The following is an 18763-nucleotide window of genomic DNA, read 5'->3' as shown; positions in this document are numbered from 1 at the left end:
GGCAGGGCGTTCAAAAAAGACTTTTATGGCGCTCAGGCCTTGGCTGCTTTGAGCTCGTCGATCTTGGCGCAGAGGTTCTTCAGCACGAAGTATTCTTCGGTGGAAACCTTGCCTTCGTTGACTTCCTGCGTCCACTTCTCGAGCGGGATCTTGATGCCGAATTCCTTGTCGATCGCAAAGACGATGTCGAGGAAATCGAGGCTGTCGATACCGAGGTCGTCGATCGTATGGCTCTCCGGCGTGATCGTCGCGCGGTCGATCTCGCTGGTTTCTGCAATAATGTCGGCAACTTTATCGAATGTAGCGGTCACGCGCTGTACCTCATGAAATGACGATTTAAACCCCCTCATAGGCAAATCCTTTTCAAAAGCCAATGCTTTCGTCCCGGCGCTGCGGCAATTTGCCGGCTGGGTGTTGCCTAAACAGCAATGGAATGCCGGCCTTTGCCATCACGCAAGGCGCGAGGCCGTGCCGCTTTAGAAAGCCCGCCCTGTCGGCGGGGCGAAGAAGCCATCCGAATCAAACCCGCGGACGGCCTCTTCTCGGCGCAGGCGCTTCCAACAACAGCCAGGGCACGGAAACTTTGATCTGGATCAAATCGCAATCCCGGCGAAATTGATAATCATCAAGCCGCGCTGGAAGAAATCGGGATAGCCGAACCCGCAATCGCGGCGTAATCGTCTACGGTATGCCTGGCATGCGCAGCTACGCCCGGCACACGCGGATTTCGAAGGGATCAGGGTATGGACGTCGCACACAGTGGGGTTATCGAGGTTGGCATCCCCGTCGCCTGCCGTTCCTGCCAGGCGCGGCACGGCGTCGTTTGCGGCGTACTGTCGAGCCTTCAATTGAAGGACCTCGGCCGCCACTCGCTGCGCCGCAAGGTCGATGCCGGCGGCGAGATCATCGCTCAAAGCTCGGAAAGCTCGTTCTATTCGAATATCATGTGCGGCGTGGTGAAGCTCTGCAAAGTCATGCCGGACGGGCGCCAGCAGATCGTCGGCCTGCAATTCGCCCCCGATTTCGTCGGCAGGCCCTTCGTGCGCGAAAGCACGCTCTCGGCGGAAGCCGCGACCGATGCCGAAATCTGCGTCTTCCCGCGCAACCTGCTGGACCGCATGATATTGGAGACACCGGAACTGCAGCGCAGCCTGCACGGTCAGGCGTTGCGGGAACTGGATGCCGCGCGCGAATGGATGCTGACGCTCGGCCGGCGCACCGCGCAGGAAAAGGTCGCAAGCCTGCTCCACCTCATCGCCACCCATGCCGAACCGCAGACGCCCACGAGCACCGCCTTCGACCTGCCGCTCTCCCGCGCCGAGATCGCCGATTTCCTGGGGCTGACGATCGAAACCGTCAGCCGCCAGATGACCAAGCTGCGCAAGCGGGGCGTGATCCGCATCGAGAACAACCGGCATATCGTCGTCCATGACATGGATGAGCTGGAACGGATGATCAGCGCATAACCCGTTCGGTTAGCGCGTAATGACCACGCGGGTATTGGCAAGGCCGGCCTGCCGCGTCAGCGAGAAGAACTGGGCGGCATTGTCCGGATGCAGGCGAACACAGCCATGCGAGGCCGGCCGGCCCAGGCGCTTCAGGTCGAAGGTGGCGTGAACGGCATAACCGCCGTTGAAGAACACAGCATACGGCATCGGCGCATTGTCGTATTTCCTGGAGCGGTGATCACGCGACAGCCACTTGGCGCTCCACGAACCGGTCGGCGTGACATAGCCGTTGCGCGCAGTCGAAACCTTCCAGCGATACTTGACGAAGCCGTTCTCGGAAACAGTCATCGTCTGCTTGCCGATGCTGATATTGGCGATCAGCGTTGCTGCCTGAGCGGCAACAGGAGAAAACTGCAGCAATAAACTTGCGGCCGCAGCCGCCAAAATCGTCTTCATCATAGCCCCTCTTCGAACACACGCAGCTTAATTGCGCCCTCACGAAAGAGAGACTACGGCAATACTTATTAGATTGCTTTAATCCGAATGGTAATCACAATTTTAACGGCGCATGGCAGCAAGCGGGTGCGCCGCAGGCTTATTGAAGCTTGCGCTTCGCCCCAGCCTGATTGAGCCCTTGGTAGGCCTTGTTCATCTTCTCGCGGATCGAGGCCATGGTGCCGAGATTATGGCCGCAGGCGGCACAGGTGATGATGTCGGTCTCCCGGATCTCGGGACGCTCGAACTTCATCTTGGTGCTCTTGCATTTCGGGCACGGTAATTCAATCTGAACTGTCATCGCTCTGCTTCCGGTCTGGTGGAGATATGAGGCGTTTCGCATAAACGGTTGAGTGGGAATTGTCTATCGGGGAGCGTGGGTGTGTCGTGTCGCACCCCTCTGCCCTGCCGGGCATCTCCCCCACAAGGGGGAGATTGGATGGACGCAACGGTTTCCCCAAACAACGACGGCATTGCCATTCTTTGCCGGCAGAAAGTGACCGACGATCCAACCTCCTGCCGATCTCCCTCCTTGTGGGGGAGATGCCCGGCAGGGCAGAGGGGGGTAGCCGCACGGCACAACCCTACATCCCGCCTCATGGATCAAACTACAGAAAACACAAAAATAGCCCGAACGTCACACCGGCGAGCACCATGCAGCTGGCATAGAACACCGATACGCCGTCCTCGACGTCGCCTGAGGTCGCGACGTCGCGGCCGGCGTCGTTGATCATTGGTTCACGCACGATGACGCCGCCATAGATGCGCGGCCCGGCGAGCTGGACATTCAGCGCGCCGGCCATGGCCGCCTCCGGCCGGCCGGAATTCGGCGAGCGGTGCAAGGCCCCGTCGCGCATCGCCACCCGGATCGCCTCGCGCCCGGCGCTTGTTCCCCGCCGGATCCAGGCGCCGGCGGCAATCAGCAGGATGGAGAGCCGGGCGGCCGGCCAGTTGGCGATATCGTCGAGGCGGGCGGCGGCCCAGCCGAAGTCGATGTATTTTTCCGACTTGTGGCCGATCATCGAATCCGCCGTGTTCAGCATCTTGTAGGCGAAGAGCCCTGGCAGGCCGAAGACGGCATACCAGAGCGCCGGCGCCACGACGCCGTCGGAGAAATTCTCGGCAAGGCTTTCGATCGCCGCGCGGCAGACGGCTGGCTCGTCCAGCGTCTCGGGATCGCGTCCGACGATGCGGGAAACGGCGGTCCGCCCGCCGGCAAGCCCCTCGTCGCGTAAGGCGACGGCGACGGCCGCGACGTGATCGGCAAGGCTTTTCTGCGCCAGGAAGATCGCCACCAGCCCGGTCTCCAGCAAGATGCCGGCAAGGCCGAACAGCGCGAAGAACCGGTTGAACACGAAGCCTGCGGCCACCGCCAAAAGAAGCAGCGCCATGATGGCGGCGATACCGTTCATTCGGCGTTGCGAGCCCGTGAGGCTTGCCGGGTTGAGCTGCTGGTCGGCATAGGAGATCGCTGCACCGAAAATGACGACGGGATGTGGCATCCGCGACCACAGCCATTGCGGATCGCCGGCGATACGGTCAAGCAGCAGCGCCAGCAGCAGTACGAGAAGGTTTTCGTCGATCGTCATCGCTCAAATCTCTGAAGGGCTTCGCCAAGCCGCCTGTCTGCCGCCGGGTCAGGCGTCAGCCCGAAACGCAGCCAATCCGGCGCATAGTCGAACTTGCGGACGAGAATATGATGGCGGCAGAGATGCGTGTAAATGTCGCCGGCCCTCGCATCGGCGACAAGGGTGAAGAGTGCCGTCCCTCCTGAAATCTGCAACCCGGCGCCCTTCAGCACGGTATGCAGGCCGGCGCAGCGCTCATCGATGCAGCCGCGAATCGGAGAAACGTCCGAGCGCAGCAGCGAACCTGCAATCGAAAGAGCCGGGCCGGAGACCGCCCAGGGGCCGAGCCAGTCGTCGAAACGCGCAAGAATATCGTCCCGCGCAATCGCAAAACCGAGCCGCAGGCCAGCAAGCCCGAAGAACTTGCCGAAGGAGCGAAAGATGACGAGGTTGGAAAGCTGCGGCGCACGGGATGTTAGGCTCGGCGCCGGATCAGTATCGCCGAAGGCCTCATCGACGACGAGAATCCCGTCCGCTGCCTTCATCCTGTCATGCAGGGCGATCAGCGTTTCGATCGGCCATATCAGCCCATCGGGATTGTTGGGATTGACGACGATAGCCAACCGATGCCCACCGCCGATCGCGGCAATATCGCCGACCGCATCGACGGCAAAACCCGCAGAGGCGAAGGCGCGGGCATATTCGCCGTAGGTCGGCGATATCACGGCGACCCTGTTGTCCGTCACGGCGATCCGTCCGCTCGGATCAACGAGACGCGGCAGAAGCTGGATGACCGACTGCGTACCTGGCACCGGCAGCGGCAGGATCTCACCGCTGCCATAGTAGTCACGCGCTGCACGCCTTGCCTCATCAAAAAGATGCCGGTCCGGCAGGCGATGCCAGGCTCTTGCCGGAATATCCGGCAGAGCGACGGGGCACGGGTTGATGCCTGTGGAAAGATCAAGCCAGTCTTCCTGCCTGCCGCCGAAGGCGGCGGCAGCGGCGGTGATGCCGCCGCCATGGGCGATCGGTGCGCTCATCCGGCAGCTCCGGCCAGATCGATCAGATGCATGTAGGAGCCCGCTACCTGGTCGCGCCGGAGCCCGGCAGCACCCAGATCGGTTCCGAGCGCATCTTGCGTCGCAAACAGCCGCTTCCCCTCACCCTCGGAGACGACGGTAGAATAGTGGAATTCATGTGCCGTCATCATCCGCGCGAAAAAGGCGCCGTCGAGCGGCACAACACGGCGATAGCCGAGATGGCGCTTGCGCTCGGCATAGCTGGTGACGACGGGCAGCAGGCCGAGCATCTGATGGCGCTGCCCCTCCGCGTCGATCAACCCGTCGCCAAGCACCATGTAGCCGCCGCACTCGCCATAGATCCGGATGTCCCGCGCTGCCGCATCGAGCATGCCGGCGCGGAAATTCTGCGCCTCGGCGAGCCGTCCGGCATGCAGCTCGGGATAACCGCCGGGCAGATAGATCGCGTCGGCATCCAAAGCCGGCGCCTCGTCGGCGAGCGGCGAGAAGAAGGAGATCGCAGCACCTCGGCGGCGCCAGCCGAGCAGCATATGCTCGTAGGAAAAGGCAAAGGCGACATCGCGCGCCACGGCGATGCGTGCGCCCAGCGGCGGCAGCCGGTCGATATTGGCGGCCGACGGCCGATTGAGCCCCTGCTTTGCAATGCGCAGCAGGAATTCGAAATTGCATTCCTCGGAGACCGCATCCGCCGCATGGTCGATGAAGTTGTCGAGCGTCGCATGTTCGCCGGCCTGGACGAGCCCGAGATGACGTTCCGGCAGGGAAAGCCCTTTGTCGCTGCCGATGACTGCGATGACGGGCATGCGGATGGCCTCCAGCGCCTGTCGCAGCATCGCCTCGTGCCGTTCGCTGCCGACCTTGTTGAGGATGACGCCGGCGACGCGGACATCGGCGCGGAAGCCGGCAAAACCGGCAACCAGCGGCGCCACCGATTGCGACATGCGCGAGGCGTCGACGACGAGCACCACGGAAAGCCCCAGTTGGGCGGCGAGTTCGGCCGCCGTTCCCTTTCCGTCGGCCGCGCCGTCGAAAAGCCCCATCATCGCCTCGATGACGAGGATGCGGTCGCCGGAACGGTGAAGGGCGGCATTGGCCGAGATCAACTCCGGGCGCATCGCCCAGGGATCGAAATTCAGGCAGAGCGTGCCGCTCGCTGCCGCATGGAAGGCGGGATCGATATAGTCAGGGCCGGCCTTGCCGGGCGCGACCGCGATGCCGCGCCGGCGCAGCGCCCGGAGCAACCCAAGCGTCACCGTCGTCTTGCCGGCGCCGGAGGAAGGTGCTGCGATCAGGAGGCCGCTCATGCCGTCACCTTGCCTGACCGGCGGAACGGATCGGGTTGCAGGCGGCGCCCGCCGAGAGCGCCGAGCCAATCGAGCGAGGCCCTGAGCCGCACCACCTCGCCGACGACGACCACGGCCGGCGGCTCCAGGCCGGAGGCGGCAACGGCCTCCGTCGCCTCTCCAAGCGTCGTCTCCAGCACCTGCTGCCGGCCGGTCGCGGCATTACAGACGAAGGCGACGGGCTCGGTCGGCAGCCGGCCGGCGGCGATGAGATTGGCGCTGATCTCGGCGACATGTTTCATCGCCATGTACATGACGATGACGGGCGAACCTCGGCCGATCGCCTCCCAGTTGATTCTGTCGGGCACGATGCCGGAGGAATCATGGCCGGTAAGGAAGGTCACGGCATGGTTGATGTCGCGATGCGTCACCGGAATGCCGGCATAGGCGAGCCCGCCGATACCGGCGGTGATACCGGGCACGATGCGGAAGGGGATATTGTGCTCGACCAGCGTCAACGCCTCCTCGCCGCCGCGCCCGAACACGAAGGGATCGCCGCCCTTCAGCCGCAGCACCCGCTTGCCGGCGCGCGCCAGCTCCACCAACCGCAGCGAGATGTCGCGCTGTTTCGCCGAAGGCTTGCCGCCGCGTTTGCCGGCATATTCCACCAGCGTTTCCGGCCGCGCCAGCGCCAGGCATTCCTCGTTGACCAGCGCGTCGTGGACGATCACGTCGGCCTCGAAAAGCCCCTTGGCGGCGAGCAGCGTCAAAAGCCCGGGATCGCCGGGACCGGCGCCGACCAGCCAGACGCTGCCCGGCTCAAGCGCCGGAAGATGGGAGAATGCGGCATCGATCATGTTGCTGATCTAGGCCCCGCAAAGGGCAAGGTCAACGCCGCGCCCGTCACCTCACTTGAAGTTGCTGAGATGATCGTGACTCACTTTGTGAAGCGTCGGATTCGAATCCTCGGAGAACCCGCACAACGCAATGAATATATTACATTATTATCCCGAAGGCCGGCCGCGATGCTGCCAGCCTTCAAGCTGCCGGCCTTCGAGCTTGTCAGGCTGCAAGCAGTGTATTGCGAATGAGGTCCAGGACCCTGTCCGACTCGATGCCGGTGCAGACGATCTGGCTCGGCAAGCCGTCCCAGGCGTCATCAGGCGGAAAACGCCGTGCATCTGGCCTGACGATCGTCTGGCCATCGGCGATGCCGCCGCAGACGACACGCACCGCACCCGATATTGACGAGAACAGCTCCGGCACCACGGCATAGACGCAGGCGCAGCTGTCATGCACCATCATGCCGTCTTCGACCGCATGGCTGTAGAAATCGATGTAGGACTGCGAGAGTGCGTCGAGCTGCTTGACCGCCTTGTCGCCCCTAGCCGCCATCTCGCCGAGATAGCTGCGGCTCATGGTGGTGATTGCGGTGACGTCGAGGCCGATGACGGCGACTTTCCAGGGCGCGGTCATGACGATGTCGGCAGCCTCTGGATCACCGTGGATATTGGCCTCGGCGACCGGCGAGACATTGCCCGGCACAAAGAAGTTGCCGCCCATGATGACGACGTCCTTGACCAGAGTCGCAATCTCGGGGTCTTCCCTCAGTGCCAGCGCCAGATTGGTCATTCGGCCGACGGCGACGAGGCGTACCTCGCCCGGATGGGCACGCACCGTGTCGATGATGAAGCGATACGCCGGCCGCGGATCGAGCGGCAGGTCGACCGTCTCCGGCACGTCGATATCGCCGAGGCCGTTGTCGCCATGCACCATGGCCGGCCATGGCCGCTCCGCGCGCGAGGAATCGATGGTGACGCTGGCGCCTTTGGAAACGGGTGCCGGAATATTCCATTCGCGCTTGAGGAAGAGCGCATTGCGCGTCGTCGTCTCGACCGAGGCGTTGCCGAAAACCGTGGTGATGCCGAGAAGGTCGATTTCGGGATGACGATGCAGGAAGAGAAGCGCCATGGCGTCGTCGACGCCAGGGTCGGTGTCATAAATGACCTTGTGCATGAGATATCCTCTAGATGTGAACCGTGAGGCTGCCGGACGGCGCCGCGAATTGGCGCCAACATAACGCCGATCAGGCTTTCTGCAACCCGCTGCGTGCCACTGCCGCCGTCGCATGTGCAGATTTGATCTTGGCGACAGCAAGCTCGGCATCCGGCCCCGCAGCCGCCAGCGCAGCTGCCTCGGAGACCCCATGGCAGCCGACGCGGGCAAAGACGATCGCGGAGGGATTCGCGAGCCGCGGCGTCTCCTCTTCCAGCCGCCCGGCGGCAAAGAATACCGCCGGCACAGAGAAATGGGCGGCGACTGAAAGCACCGCGGGCTCGTTCGTGCGGCTATCGATCGAGGCGACGGCCGCAAGGGCCTCCCCGCTGACCCCGGCCTCGCGAAGCGCCTGTTCGGCTAGCGCCAACACCTCCTGTGCCGGCGTGCCGCGCTCGCAGCCGAGCCCGAGGACGAGGCGCCGGACGGCATCGAATTTCACTTCACCCATGATGAACGCCCCACCACCAAGGTTTTCGCGCACTATCGACAGCAACAAGTCCCGGATGTTTAGAACTCCACACCCGGCTGCCCTTTGATGCCGGAGCGGAAGGGGTGTTTGACGAGCTCCATCTCGGTCACCAGATCGGCGATTTCGATCAATTCTTCCTTGGCGTTGCGCCCCGTCAGCACGACATGCGTCATATGGGGCTTCTCGCTCTTCAGAAAGGCGACGACTTCGTTGATGTCGAGATAGTCGTAGCGCAGCGCGATATTGATCTCGTCGAGCAGCACCATGGAATTGCGCTCGTCGCGGATCAACTCCTTGGCCTTTTCCCAGGCGGCCGCCGCTGCGGCGACATCGCGGGCACGGTCCTGCGTTTCCCAGGTGAAACCCTCGCCCATCGTGTGGAACTGGCAGAGATCGGAGAAATGCTTCTCGATAAGGTCGCGCTCGCCGGTCCACATCGCGCCCTTGATGAACTGCACGACGGCAGACGGCTTGCCATGGGCGATGTGGCGGAAGATCATGCCGAAGGCCGCCGAGGACTTGCCCTTGCCCTTGCCCGTATGAACGATGATCAGCCCCTTGCCATCCGTCTTGGTGGCCATAATCTTGTCGCGCGCGGCCTTCTTCTTCGCCATTTTCTCGGCGTGGCGCGCATCATCCTTGCCGGTTTCGTTTTCCGGAATCTCGTCACTCATAGCTCACCTCATTCTGTTGTTTGCAGCCAGGTGGAACCGGGCCGAATTGCTGCGCGGCGTCCAGAGGCTGCGGTCGATCGCCTCGCACAGCCGCTCTCTCATTTCGTCGAATGCCGCAGGGTTCTTCTCGATCATGAAGTCGCGCACGCCGGCATCGGCGACAAAGGCTTGGTAAACAGCCTCGAAATGGTGTTCGCCGACCGCGCCCGTCGTCGCCGAAAAGGCGAAGAGATAATCGACCGTAGCGGCGATCTCGGCAGCGCCCTTGTAGCCGTGGCGCATGACGCCCGATATCCATTTCGGATTGACGACGCGGCCGCGCACGACGCGGCCGATCTCCTCCTCCAGCGAGCGGATCACCGGCTTTTCCGGTCTGGAATGGTCGTTGTGATAGATCGAAGGGCGCGCGCCGGCGAGCTGTTCGGCCGCCGCCGCCATGCCGCCCTCGAACTGGTAATAATCATCGCTGTCGAGCAGGTCATGCTCGCGATTGTCCTGGTTCTGAATGACTGCCTGCACCGAGCGCAGCCGCTCCTCGAACAGGCCGCGTTCGGCCTTGCCCTCCTCGCCGGCACCATAGGCATAGCTGCCCCAGACGAGGTAGGCTTCGGCGAGATCGGCGCGCCGCTCCCAGCCTTTTTCGTCGATCAGCGCCTGCAGGCCGGCGCCGTAAGCGCCAGGTTTCGAGCCGAACACACGGTAGCCCGCCCGGCGCGCCGCCGTCTTTTCGTCGAGACCTGCAGCCGCAAGCCGCGCCGCCTCGCTGCGCATCCGCTCGGCAATGGGATTGTCGCCAGCATCCTCCTCCAGCGCGCCGACGGCGCGGATCGCCTTGTCGAACAGCGCGATCTGCTCGGGAAAAGCATCGCGAAAGAAGCCGGAGATCCTGAGCGTCACGTCGACCCGCGGCCGTCGCAACATCGCCGGCGCAATGATCTCGTAGCCGGTGACGCGTCGTGAACTCATGTCCCAGAGCGGCTTGACGCCGATCAGCGCCAATGCCTGGGCGATATCGTCGCCGCCAGTGCGCATGTTCGACGTGCCCCACGCCGTCAGCCCGAAGGAAACCGGCCATTCGCCATGATCCTGCACATAGCGGCGCACCAGCAGCTCGGCCGATTTGCAGCCGAGCTCGTAGGCAGCGGGCGTCGGCACTGCGCGGCTGTCGACCGAATAGAAATTCCGCCCCGTCGGCAAGACGTCAGGCCGCCCGCGCGTCGGTGCGCCAGAGGGGCCGGGCGCGACGAACCGGCCGTCGAGCCCGTTGAGTAGACCGTGAATTTCGGCGAGCCCGCAGGCGAGGATGGAGGGCTTGAGGCGGGTTTCGATCTCGGAGAGGACAGCCTGCGTAGCCTTCCAGTTCCCGGGGCATTCGATCTCTCCGGAAACGAATTTCGCCGCCAGCAGTTCGATACGCTCAACGGTGTCTCCGTTGGTGCGCCATGGGGCGTCGAGAATATCTGCAAGGATCTCAGGCCGTGGACCGGTCCAAACGGCTGCCATGTCGGTGTCGAGGGGATCGAAGGAGGAGGCACCCCCCTCTGTCCTGCCGGACATCTCCCCCACAAGGGGGGAGATCAGGGATGAGAGGTCTCGCTCCATCTCTTCGGACGAAAGTGCGGCAGCCTCCAACGTTTCTTTTTTGGGAAGCCTTAGCGACTTGCCAATCTCCCCCCTTGTGGGGGAGATGTCCGGCAGGACAGAGGGGGGTGCCACAGGCAAAGCGCCCAATCCCGCATCCGCCGCAATCGCCCGCTGCAGACTCGCATCCCCGCCCTCGCCGAGCCCGCGCGGCACCCGCGCCAAAGCCACGGTGAGGTCCGTCAGCAGCCGCCCCTCTGGCGACACACCGAACACATGCAGCCCATCGCGGATCTGCATTTCCTTGAGGTCGCAGAGATAGGCGTCGAGTTTCTTCAGCGCCTCGCCCTCGCTTTCACCCTTGGCAATCCCAGCATCCCTGTCGAGGCCGATATCGGTGACGAGATCGAGGATCTGACGGCTGAGCAGACGGATGCGGCGGGGATCGCCGCCGGATGCTTCATAATATTCGTCGACCAGCGCCTCCAGATCCTTCAGCGGCCCGTAACTCTCGGCCCGCGTCAAAGGCGGCGTCAGGTGGTCGATGATGACCGCAGCACTTCGGCGCTTGGCTTGGGTGCCTTCGCCCGGATCGTTGACGATGAAGGGATAGAGATGCGGCAGCGGCCCGAGGATCGCCTCGGGATAACAGCTTTCAGACAGCGCCAGCGCCTTGCCCGGCAGCCATTCGAGATTGCCGTGTTTGCCCATATGGATGACGGCATGGGCACCGAACTCGCGGCGCAGGAAAGCATAAAAGGCGAGATAGCCGTGCGGCGGCACGAGATCCGGCGAATGATAACTTTCCTTCGGATCGATATTATAGCCACGCGCCGGCTGGATGCCGACGAGTAATTCGCCGAAACGGGCGAAAGGCAGGGCGAAGACGCCCTCGCGAAAATACGGATCGTCTTGCGGGCTGCCCCAGCGGGCTCTCACCTCATCCTGAATCTTATTGGGAAGAGAGTCCAGGAAGCCGTTGTAGCGACTCAGAGAAAGCGTCTCGCGGATGATCTTTCCGTCGGAACCGGAATTGGTCGGCCCTTCCATCAGGTGGCGGATCAGCGCGTCGCCGTCGGCCGGAATGTCGGCGACCGGATAACCCGCCGCCCGCATAGCCTTTAGCACCTCGATGGTGCCGGCCGGCGTATCCAAGCCGACGCCGTTGCCAAGTCGACCGTCGCGGTTCGGATAATTCGCCATGACGAGCGCGATGCGCCGGTCGCCGGCGGAAGTCTTCCGCAGCCGTGCCCAATTGGCGGCAAGCTCCGCCGTGAAGCGCACCCGGCCAGCATCGGCCTGGCTGGCGACGATATTGGTCTCGACCCGCGCGTCGTAGCGGGCCGCCGTCTTGAAAGAGATCGCCCGCGCCAGCACCCGGCCGTCGACCTCGGGAAGCGCCACGTTCATGCCGAGATCGCGCGCCGACAGGCCTTGTGAGGAAGAGAGCCATGCCTCCCTCGACGAGGCCGACAGGATCGCCTGCAGCACGATCGCCTCATTCGCTTCCAGCACCGTCGGCTGCCGGTCCGCACCCGGTGCCGAGACCGCAAAGCCCGTCGTGTTGATGACGACATCGGGTTTCAGCGTCGAAAACACGCTTTCGAGAATGCCTGTCGAAACCGGATCCTTGAGGCTATAGGCAAAGACCGGCAGCGGCCGGAGGCCGAGTGCGGCCAGTGCCTCGACGAGCGCTTCGATCGGCCCGGTCTCGCCGCTTTGGACGAGGGCGCGGTAGAAGCTGATGGCGACGATGGGAGATGCCTGTTGCGTCGAGTTCGTAGTACCCCCCTCTGTCCTGCCGGACATCTCCCCCACAAGGGGGGAGATCAGGGATGAGAGGTCTCGCTCCATCTCTTCGGACGAAAGTGCGGCAGCCTCCAACGTTTCTTTTTTGGGAAGCCTTAGCGACTTGCCAATCTCCCCCCTTGTGGGGGAGATGTCCGGCAGGACAGAGGGGGGTATCTCGAGCTCGGCGGATAAGGCGGGCACCACGCGCGAAGACACCTCCGCAACAACCCGCCGCCACTCCTCAACCCCGATCAACCCGCGCCCCGGCCACCAGATGCCCGCCTTCATCAAAGGCACGGCCGGAGCCGGCTTCTCCACGCCAGACAGCATCGCCTCGGCATAGTCGAGAAAGGCCCGCGCGTTGGCATCGCCACCCTCGATCAGATAGGCCCAGAGCGCGTTGAGATCGTCGAGGTGAATGTTGGAGAAAGGCACCAGCCCCGCATCCGGCCTGGCGTCACCCGGCAGCACCGCGATCAGCGCACCGGCGCGCGCAGCTGCCGCATGCAGCGCCTCCAGCGCATAATGAAAGTAGCTGGCGCCGCCGAGCGCGCGGACGATGATCAGCTTGGCATGCCGCGCCGTGCACTCGACATAGGTGTCGACCGACATCGGATGCTTGAGGCTCATCAGGCTGGCGAGCCGGAGCGAAGGCCCCGCCCCGCGCTCACGATGGGCGGTTGCGATCGCGGCAAGCTCGCTGTCGGCCGCCGACAGGAACAGGATGTCGCCCCGCGTCTGCCCAAGGTCGATTGCCTCGTCGCCGTCGCTGATCGTTCCCTGTTGAGCCAGAAGCAGATGCATCGCGTTAGGCCAGCGCTTCGATCGCCGCTCTCACCGCGTCCTGATCCATTTCGTGCAGGCCGATGACGACGAGGCGCGTGGCGCGCCTTTCGCCAGACGTCCAGGCGCGGTCGAAATAATGGTCGATCCGGCTGCCGACGGCCTGGAGCTGCAGGCGCATCGGCTTGCCCGAGACATCGACGAAACCCTTGAGGCGCAGCACGTCATGGGCGGCAATGATGCCTTTCAGCGCTTCGATGAAGCCGGCCGGATCGGCAATGGGTCCGAGCTCAACGACGAAGCTGTCGAATTCGTCATGGTCGTGCGGCGCACCATCCTCATGCTCCAGCTCGTGATGCGACTTGCGATTGGCAACATCGTCCTCGGTGCCGATGCCAAGGCCGAGCAGGATGCCGGCCGACACCTCGCCGTTCCGCGCCTCAATCATCACAGGCTTGCGCACAGTGCGGGAGGCGACCTCGTCGCGTACCCTGACAAGGCCGGCGGCATCGATCAGGTCTGTCTTGTTGAGCACGATGAGATCGGCGCAGGTCAGCTGATCCTCGAACAGCTCCTCGATCGGGCTTTCGTGATCGAGCGATTCATCCTCGGCGCGGCGCGCATCGACGGCATCATGGTCGTCGGCGAAACGGCCGGCGGCAACGGCGGCGCTGTCGACCACCGTGATGACACCGTCGACGGTCACCTGGGTACGAATGTCGGGCCAGTTGAAGGCGGCGACCAGCGGCTGCGGCAAAGCAAGGCCCGAAGTCTCGATGACGATATGGTCGGGCCGCTGCTCACGCTCGAGCAGCTTCGTCATCGTCGGAATGAAGTCGTCCGCAACGGTGCAGCAGATGCAGCCATTGGTCAGCTCGATAATGTCGTCCTCGGTGCAATTCTCCGCACCGCAGCCCTTCAGCACGTCGCCGTCGACGCCGAGATCGCCGAATTCGTTGATGATCAGCGCAATCTTCTTGCCGCCGGCATTGGTGAGCAGGTTGCGGATCATCGTCGTCTTGCCGGCGCCAAGAAAGCCGGTGATGACGGTTGCAGGAATTTTTTGCTGGTTCATGGACTTAACCCTTCATTTTCAGCGGCAGGCCTGCCGCGATGAAATAAACTTCGGCGGCCTTCGCCGCGATCGATTGGTGCAAACGACCGGCATGATCGCGAAAATCCCGCGCCATGCGATTGTCGGGCACGATGCCGAGGCCGACCTCGTTGGAAACGAAAACGAGCCGCGCTTTCGCCCGCGGCAGGAAATCGGCAAGTGCGGCAAATTCCGCCGCCATGTCGCGCTCCTCCATCATCAGATTGGTGACCCAGAGCGTCAGGCAATCGACGAGGACGATGCGCCCCTCGCCGTCGATGGCGGCGAGCTTGCCGACCAGATCGAGCGGCTCTTCATGTGTCGACCAGGATGGACCGCGATCGGTACGGTGTTGTCTAATGCGCGCCTGCATCTCCTCGTCCCATGCCCGCCCGGTGGCAAGGTAGTGGCGATCGAGACCGGTCGCGGTGACAAGAGATTCGGCGAAGCGCGACTTGCCGGAACGTGCGCCGCCCAGGATGAAGGTGGCGTTGGAAGGAGCGTCCGTCATGCGCAAGCGGCCTCCAGAAGAAACGCGGCGTCGCCCCACTCTCTTCCCTCATTCCTGTGCTTGTCACAGGAATCCAGCCGCGGCGCGTCCGCGCCGTGAATGACTCTATGCCCCCGTGAAATGATTCTTCTGTGCCCAAGGACTTGGGCACACTGGATTCCTGTGACAAGCACAGGAATGAGGGAGGAGAGGAAAGCACCTCTCCGTCGCGCCGCACCAGGCCGCGCCGAATTCAATCGTTCAGCCAAGACAACCTCCGTGCTGGCAACGGGCATAGTGCCCAGGGTTAGGCTTCTCGCCCGGCACGCATGGCAGGTCTCCTGGCTCGCGGTTATCGGCCGCGATCGGGGCAGACCGGAAACCGGTCGCCCTGATCGTGCCAGCGGATCATCCTCGCCTTCCCGGCCGCATCAGTGAAAAGGTGGACGATTCGTAGACTTGAGAGGCGTCCGACCCCGGTTGATCACCATGCATATCCAGTGGCTTTTCCGGCACACCACCTGTCCCGCCCGCTTGCATTATTGCAAGCTGTCAGCCGGAAGGGCTTAGTGCCGGATGGAAGACCCTGACCGCTCTACAGTCGCGGGGTCGGCTGTGATGAAGGCGCCCGGCTTGGGTCCGCCCCGTCACATTCCCTTTTCATCCGGAAGGGCGTAACACCGATCCGGAACCATCCGTTATGTCAGGATGGTCAGTCGACCATCCGTTATCGGGATGGTTAGGCAAGCGCAGGGGTGAAGTCAACCGGGCTCGGCGGTCGACCAGTTGACGGCCACCCGGTATGGCCTGCTCCAACACGACTTACTCTACCTAAAACATCGTCATTTATCAGAGACTTACGTCACAAATATTTATCCCGCCCGCCGGGTTTTCGCCGCAATTGCGTCGCAAGCGGACTGCGCCTTCGCCCTTGACCGGGCCTCTCCCTGCCTAGTTGTCTTGCCATGCTTATGAAATTGGATCGGCGCCGTTTCCGCGCGCTGCGCGTTTTCTTCGATCCGGGACGCCTGCGGGCTCTGACCCGGCGCAGCGAGGTCGGCCTGTCGCTGGCGGGCGCCGTCGTCGGCATTATCTCGGGTCTCGCCGTCACCGGCATGAGCTACGTCTCCAACGAGCTGCATCAGCTGGTCTTCGGCATCGCCGACAGCGAAAGATTGAGCTCCTCCGAGATCGAGAACAAGCTGCTGCTGCTCACCGCCCCGGTCATCGGCGGCGCCCTGCTCGGTCTGCTGCTTTTCGTGCTGGCGAAACGACGCAAGAAACCGATGGTCGACCCGATCGAGGCCAATGCGCTGCATGGCGGCCGCCTGTCCCTGACCGACAGCATCATCGTTGCCGTGCAGAACCTGATCTCCAACGGTTTCGGCGCCTCCGTCGGCCTGGAGGCCGGCTATACCCAGCTTGCCGCCGGCCTCGCTTCGAAATTCGGTCTGAAGCTGCAGCTTCGCCGCTCGGACCTGCGCACCCTCGTTGGCTGCGGCGCGGCGGGCGCCATCGCCGCCGCCTTCAACGCGCCGCTGACCGGCGCCTTCTATGCTTTCGAGCTGATCATCGGCACCTATACGATCGTCTCGCTGACGCCGGTCGTTGTCTCAGCTCTTGTCTCCACCCTGATCGCAAGGCTGCTCGCCGGCAGCGATTTCACCATCGATATCGGCAGCTTCGGCTCGGTCGTGCCGGCCGATTATATCCCGGCGCTGCTGCTCGGCACTTTCTGCGCCGGTGTCGGCATCCTGATCATGCAGGGCGTCGCCTTTGTCGAGGAGCTGGCGCGCAAGAGCTCGATCGCCCCACCCTTCCGCCCGGCACTCGGCGGCATCATCGTCGGGCTGCTGGCGATGATCTCGCCGCAGGTGCTCTCGGCCGGCCACGGCGCGCTGCATCTCAACCTTTCCCGTGACGTGGCAATCCCGACGCTGATCGGCCTCTTCCTCTTGAAATCCTTCGCCTCGGCGATCTCGATCGGCTCCGGCTTCAGGGGCGGGCTGTTCTTCGCTTCGCTGTTCATGGGCGCCCTGCTCGGCAAACTCTTTGCCTATTGCGGCCCTTATTTCGCCGATGCGACGCTGACGCCCGTGATCTATGCCGTGGTCGGCATGAGTTCGCTTGCCGTTGCCGTCATCGGCGGGCCGCTGACGATGACGTTCCTGGCGCTCGAAATCACCGGCGATTTTCCGATCACGGCGCTGGTGCTCGCCGCCGTCATCACCTCCTCGCTCGTCGTGCGCTCGACCTTCGGCTACTCCTTCGCCACATGGCGCTTTCATCTGCGCGGCGAAAGCATCCGCAGCGCCCATGATGTCGGCTGGATCCGCAATCTGACGGTCGACAAGCTGATGCGCGCCGACGTCAAGACGGCAAGGGCGGGCATTTCTCTGGAGGAATTCAAGCAGGCCTTCCCGATCGGCTCGACCCAGCGCGTCATCCTCGTCGAGGAGAGCGACAAATATGCGGGCCTGGTGCTGGTGCCGGAGATCTACGCCAATCCGACCGATGCGCAGGACGAGGGCAAGACGCTTGCCGATTTCATCCACTACCGCAACGATTTCCTGCAGCCGCAGATGAATGCCAGGCAGGCGGCAGCGATCTTCGACAAGAGCGAAAGCGAAGCGCTCGCCGTCGTCAACAACCTGATCGAACGCAAGGTGATCGGCCAGCTCAGCGAAAGCTATACGCTGCGCCGCTACAGCGAAGAACTCGACCGCCGCCGCCGCGAGGTCTCAGGCGAGATCTGAGCGTCGCCGCGCCGACCGGATCGCCGCTTCAGGATACGGCGTCGGCGAGTTTGAACACGTCGGCCCGCTTCGAAACGCCACGCAATTCAAACGAACCAAGATACTCGCAGGCCACGGCGCAGGTTGTCGCGAAGCTCTCCGACATCAGCAGGTCTTGCTCAAGCGTGCCGCACAGCTTTTCAAGCCGCGAGGCCTCGTTGACGGCGCTGCCGATCACCGTGAAATCAAGCCTGCCGCGCGCGCCGATATTTCCATAGAAGACCTCGCCGAGATGCAGCACGACATCGACGCCGATGTCAGGACCTCCATCATTCCTCCGCTGACCGTTCAGCACCTTGTTGGCCTCCAGAATATTCCTTGCCGAAGCCAGTGCGGCCATGCACGCCTTTTGCTGATCTTCGACATCGGTCGGAAAGATCGCCAGCACGCTGTCGCCCATGAACTTGAGGATCTCGCCGGAATTCTCCTCCACATGCCGGCCGATCAGCTCGAAATGCTCGTCCAGAAATCCGGCGATTTCGCCTGGCTGATAGACTTCTGTCAACGCCGTGAAATTCCTGAGATCCGCAAGCAGGATCGCAGCATTGATGGAGCCACCCTTTCCCCTCTGGATCTCGCCTGCAAGGATGCGTGCGCTTGTTTTGGCGCCCGTATAGACGGCGAGGATATCCGCAGCGGTTTTCGATGCCGCGATGCGGTAGCAAGCCAGCCCCAGCGCCGGGAAAAGCTTCGCGACGATCGCCAATTGGTCGTCAGAAAATCCGCCCGGCCTGTCGCTTGTGAGAGACAGACTGACCCCGCGCAGCGCAGCCTCCTTCGGGAACTCCAGCAGGCTCACCAGATGATCCGTGCCGCCGCCACGCGCGAATTCCGCAAGCTGCGGGTAGTCATCGACACCCTCACCCTTGGCGATATTCCATCGACCTGACGTTTCGCCACGGCCCAAAAGAAAATAGATTGGGGTCTTCTCGAAATTCAGCACTGCCCCACTGCCATATTCGGCATTCTCGATCGTGGTCCCACCGCCGCGCACAAAATTGGCCGAGACGCCGCCATACATGGGATGAATAGACGGCATCGCAATACTTCCCCGCCAGATCGGAAAGCCATCCGCGATCAGCCGATCGCACAATCCGGCTATCAGCTCGCCAATATGCTCAGCTGTGATTCCATGTTCTATAAGCCACTGAATATGATTGTTAATTTCCGAACCTCCAAATGACCGACGCAGTTT

16 protein-coding genes and 1 riboswitch are annotated in these 18763 nt (G+C 63.0%); of the genes, 2 read left to right on the top strand and 14 right to left on the bottom strand.

The features are described 5' to 3' along the window. Positions 1 to 32 precede the first annotated feature (32 nt). Positions 33 to 311, bottom strand: coding sequence for an acyl carrier protein (locus tag GFM02_RS10835; RefSeq protein WP_003540486.1), 279 nt, complete (start codon positions 309 to 311; stop codon positions 33 to 35). A gap of 432 nt (positions 312 to 743) precedes the next feature. Between GFM02_RS10835 and GFM02_RS10830 the strand changes: the two genes are divergently transcribed. Then, complete coding sequence (locus GFM02_RS10830) at positions 744 to 1466, top strand: Crp/Fnr family transcriptional regulator (protein ID WP_168321651.1); 723 nt, start codon at positions 744 to 746, stop codon at positions 1464 to 1466. A gap of 9 nt (positions 1467 to 1475) precedes the next feature. Here GFM02_RS10830 and GFM02_RS10825 read toward each other — a convergent pair whose 3' ends face one another. From GFM02_RS10825 to cobU, 12 genes are all read right to left on the bottom strand, one after another. Continuing rightward, positions 1476 to 1904 carry a L,D-transpeptidase gene (locus tag GFM02_RS10825; protein WP_168321650.1) on the bottom strand — a complete coding sequence of 143 codons (429 nt, stop codon included), beginning with the start codon at positions 1902 to 1904 and terminating at the stop codon, positions 1476 to 1478. A gap of 139 nt (positions 1905 to 2043) precedes the next feature. Further along, entirely contained in the window at positions 2044 to 2244 is a 201-nt protein-coding gene (locus GFM02_RS10820; protein WP_168306413.1) for an ECs_2282 family putative zinc-binding protein, read from the bottom strand. A 307-nt stretch (positions 2245 to 2551) separates the two neighbouring features. Next, positions 2552 to 3532: an adenosylcobinamide-phosphate synthase CbiB gene (gene cbiB / locus GFM02_RS10815; protein WP_168321649.1), complete on the bottom strand. Its 981-nt coding sequence runs from the start codon at positions 3530 to 3532 to the stop codon at positions 2552 to 2554. Then, positions 3529 to 4551: a threonine-phosphate decarboxylase CobD gene (gene cobD / locus GFM02_RS10810; RefSeq protein WP_168321648.1), complete on the bottom strand. Its 1023-nt coding sequence runs from the start codon at positions 4549 to 4551 to the stop codon at positions 3529 to 3531. The genes cbiB and cobD overlap by 4 nt, the downstream gene beginning before the upstream one ends. Further along, the gene (locus GFM02_RS10805) at positions 4548 to 5855 is read right to left on the bottom strand and encodes a cobyrinate a,c-diamide synthase (RefSeq protein WP_168269920.1); all 1308 of its coding nucleotides are present in this window, start codon (positions 5853 to 5855) and stop codon (positions 4548 to 4550) included. Before GFM02_RS10805 ends, cobD begins: the two co-directional genes overlap by 4 nt. After that, entirely contained in the window at positions 5852 to 6691 is an 840-nt protein-coding gene (gene cobA / locus GFM02_RS10800) for a uroporphyrinogen-III C-methyltransferase (RefSeq protein ID WP_168321647.1), read from the bottom strand. The genes GFM02_RS10805 and cobA overlap by 4 nt, the downstream gene beginning before the upstream one ends. 205 nt (positions 6692 to 6896) lie before the next feature. After that, positions 6897 to 7850: a nucleoside hydrolase gene (locus tag GFM02_RS10795; RefSeq protein ID WP_168264158.1), complete on the bottom strand. Its 954-nt coding sequence runs from the start codon at positions 7848 to 7850 to the stop codon at positions 6897 to 6899. A 70-nt stretch (positions 7851 to 7920) separates the two neighbouring features. Continuing rightward, positions 7921 to 8340 carry a cobalamin biosynthesis protein gene (locus GFM02_RS10790; protein WP_020050343.1) on the bottom strand — a complete coding sequence of 140 codons (420 nt, stop codon included), beginning with the start codon at positions 8338 to 8340 and terminating at the stop codon, positions 7921 to 7923. Positions 8341 to 8399: 59 nt separating this feature from the next. Next, on the bottom strand, positions 8400 to 9035 hold the full coding sequence (gene cobO, locus GFM02_RS10785) for a cob(I)yrinic acid a,c-diamide adenosyltransferase (protein ID WP_168264451.1): 636 nt from the start codon (positions 9033 to 9035) through the stop codon (positions 8400 to 8402). A 3-nt stretch (positions 9036 to 9038) separates the two neighbouring features. Then, positions 9039 to 13211: a cobaltochelatase subunit CobN gene (cobN, locus tag GFM02_RS10780; RefSeq protein ID WP_168321646.1), complete on the bottom strand. Its 4173-nt coding sequence runs from the start codon at positions 13209 to 13211 to the stop codon at positions 9039 to 9041. A 4-nt stretch (positions 13212 to 13215) separates the two neighbouring features. Further along, positions 13216 to 14265, bottom strand: coding sequence for a cobalamin biosynthesis protein CobW (gene cobW / locus GFM02_RS10775; protein WP_168321645.1), 1050 nt, complete (start codon positions 14263 to 14265; stop codon positions 13216 to 13218). A gap of 4 nt (positions 14266 to 14269) precedes the next feature. Continuing rightward, positions 14270 to 14794, bottom strand: a complete 525-nt coding sequence (cobU, locus tag GFM02_RS10770; protein WP_168321644.1) for a bifunctional adenosylcobinamide kinase/adenosylcobinamide-phosphate guanylyltransferase — start codon at positions 14792 to 14794, stop codon at positions 14270 to 14272. Between the two features lie 293 nt (positions 14795 to 15087). After that, positions 15088 to 15484: riboswitch (cobalamin riboswitch) on the bottom strand. Between the two features lie 254 nt (positions 15485 to 15738). On the opposite strand from cobU, the gene GFM02_RS10765 reads away from it, so the two are divergent. Further along, the gene (locus GFM02_RS10765; RefSeq protein ID WP_168263645.1) at positions 15739 to 17529 is read left to right on the top strand and encodes a chloride channel protein; all 1791 of its coding nucleotides are present in this window, start codon (positions 15739 to 15741) and stop codon (positions 17527 to 17529) included. 28 nt (positions 17530 to 17557) lie between these two features. Here the strand turns inward: GFM02_RS10765 and GFM02_RS10760 are convergent, their stop codons facing one another. Next, positions 17558 to 18607: an adenylate/guanylate cyclase domain-containing protein gene (locus tag GFM02_RS10760; protein WP_168321690.1), complete on the bottom strand. Its 1050-nt coding sequence runs from the start codon at positions 18605 to 18607 to the stop codon at positions 17558 to 17560. Between the last annotated feature and the right edge of the window lie 156 nt (positions 18608 to 18763).

The sequence above is a fragment of the Rhizobium leguminosarum bv. viciae genome, assembly GCF_012276115.1.
Classification (GTDB): domain Bacteria; phylum Pseudomonadota; class Alphaproteobacteria; order Rhizobiales; family Rhizobiaceae; genus Rhizobium; species Rhizobium leguminosarum_T.
The sequence above is the reverse complement of the archived record's forward strand: the minus strand, read 5'-3'. Positions and strand labels throughout refer to the sequence as shown.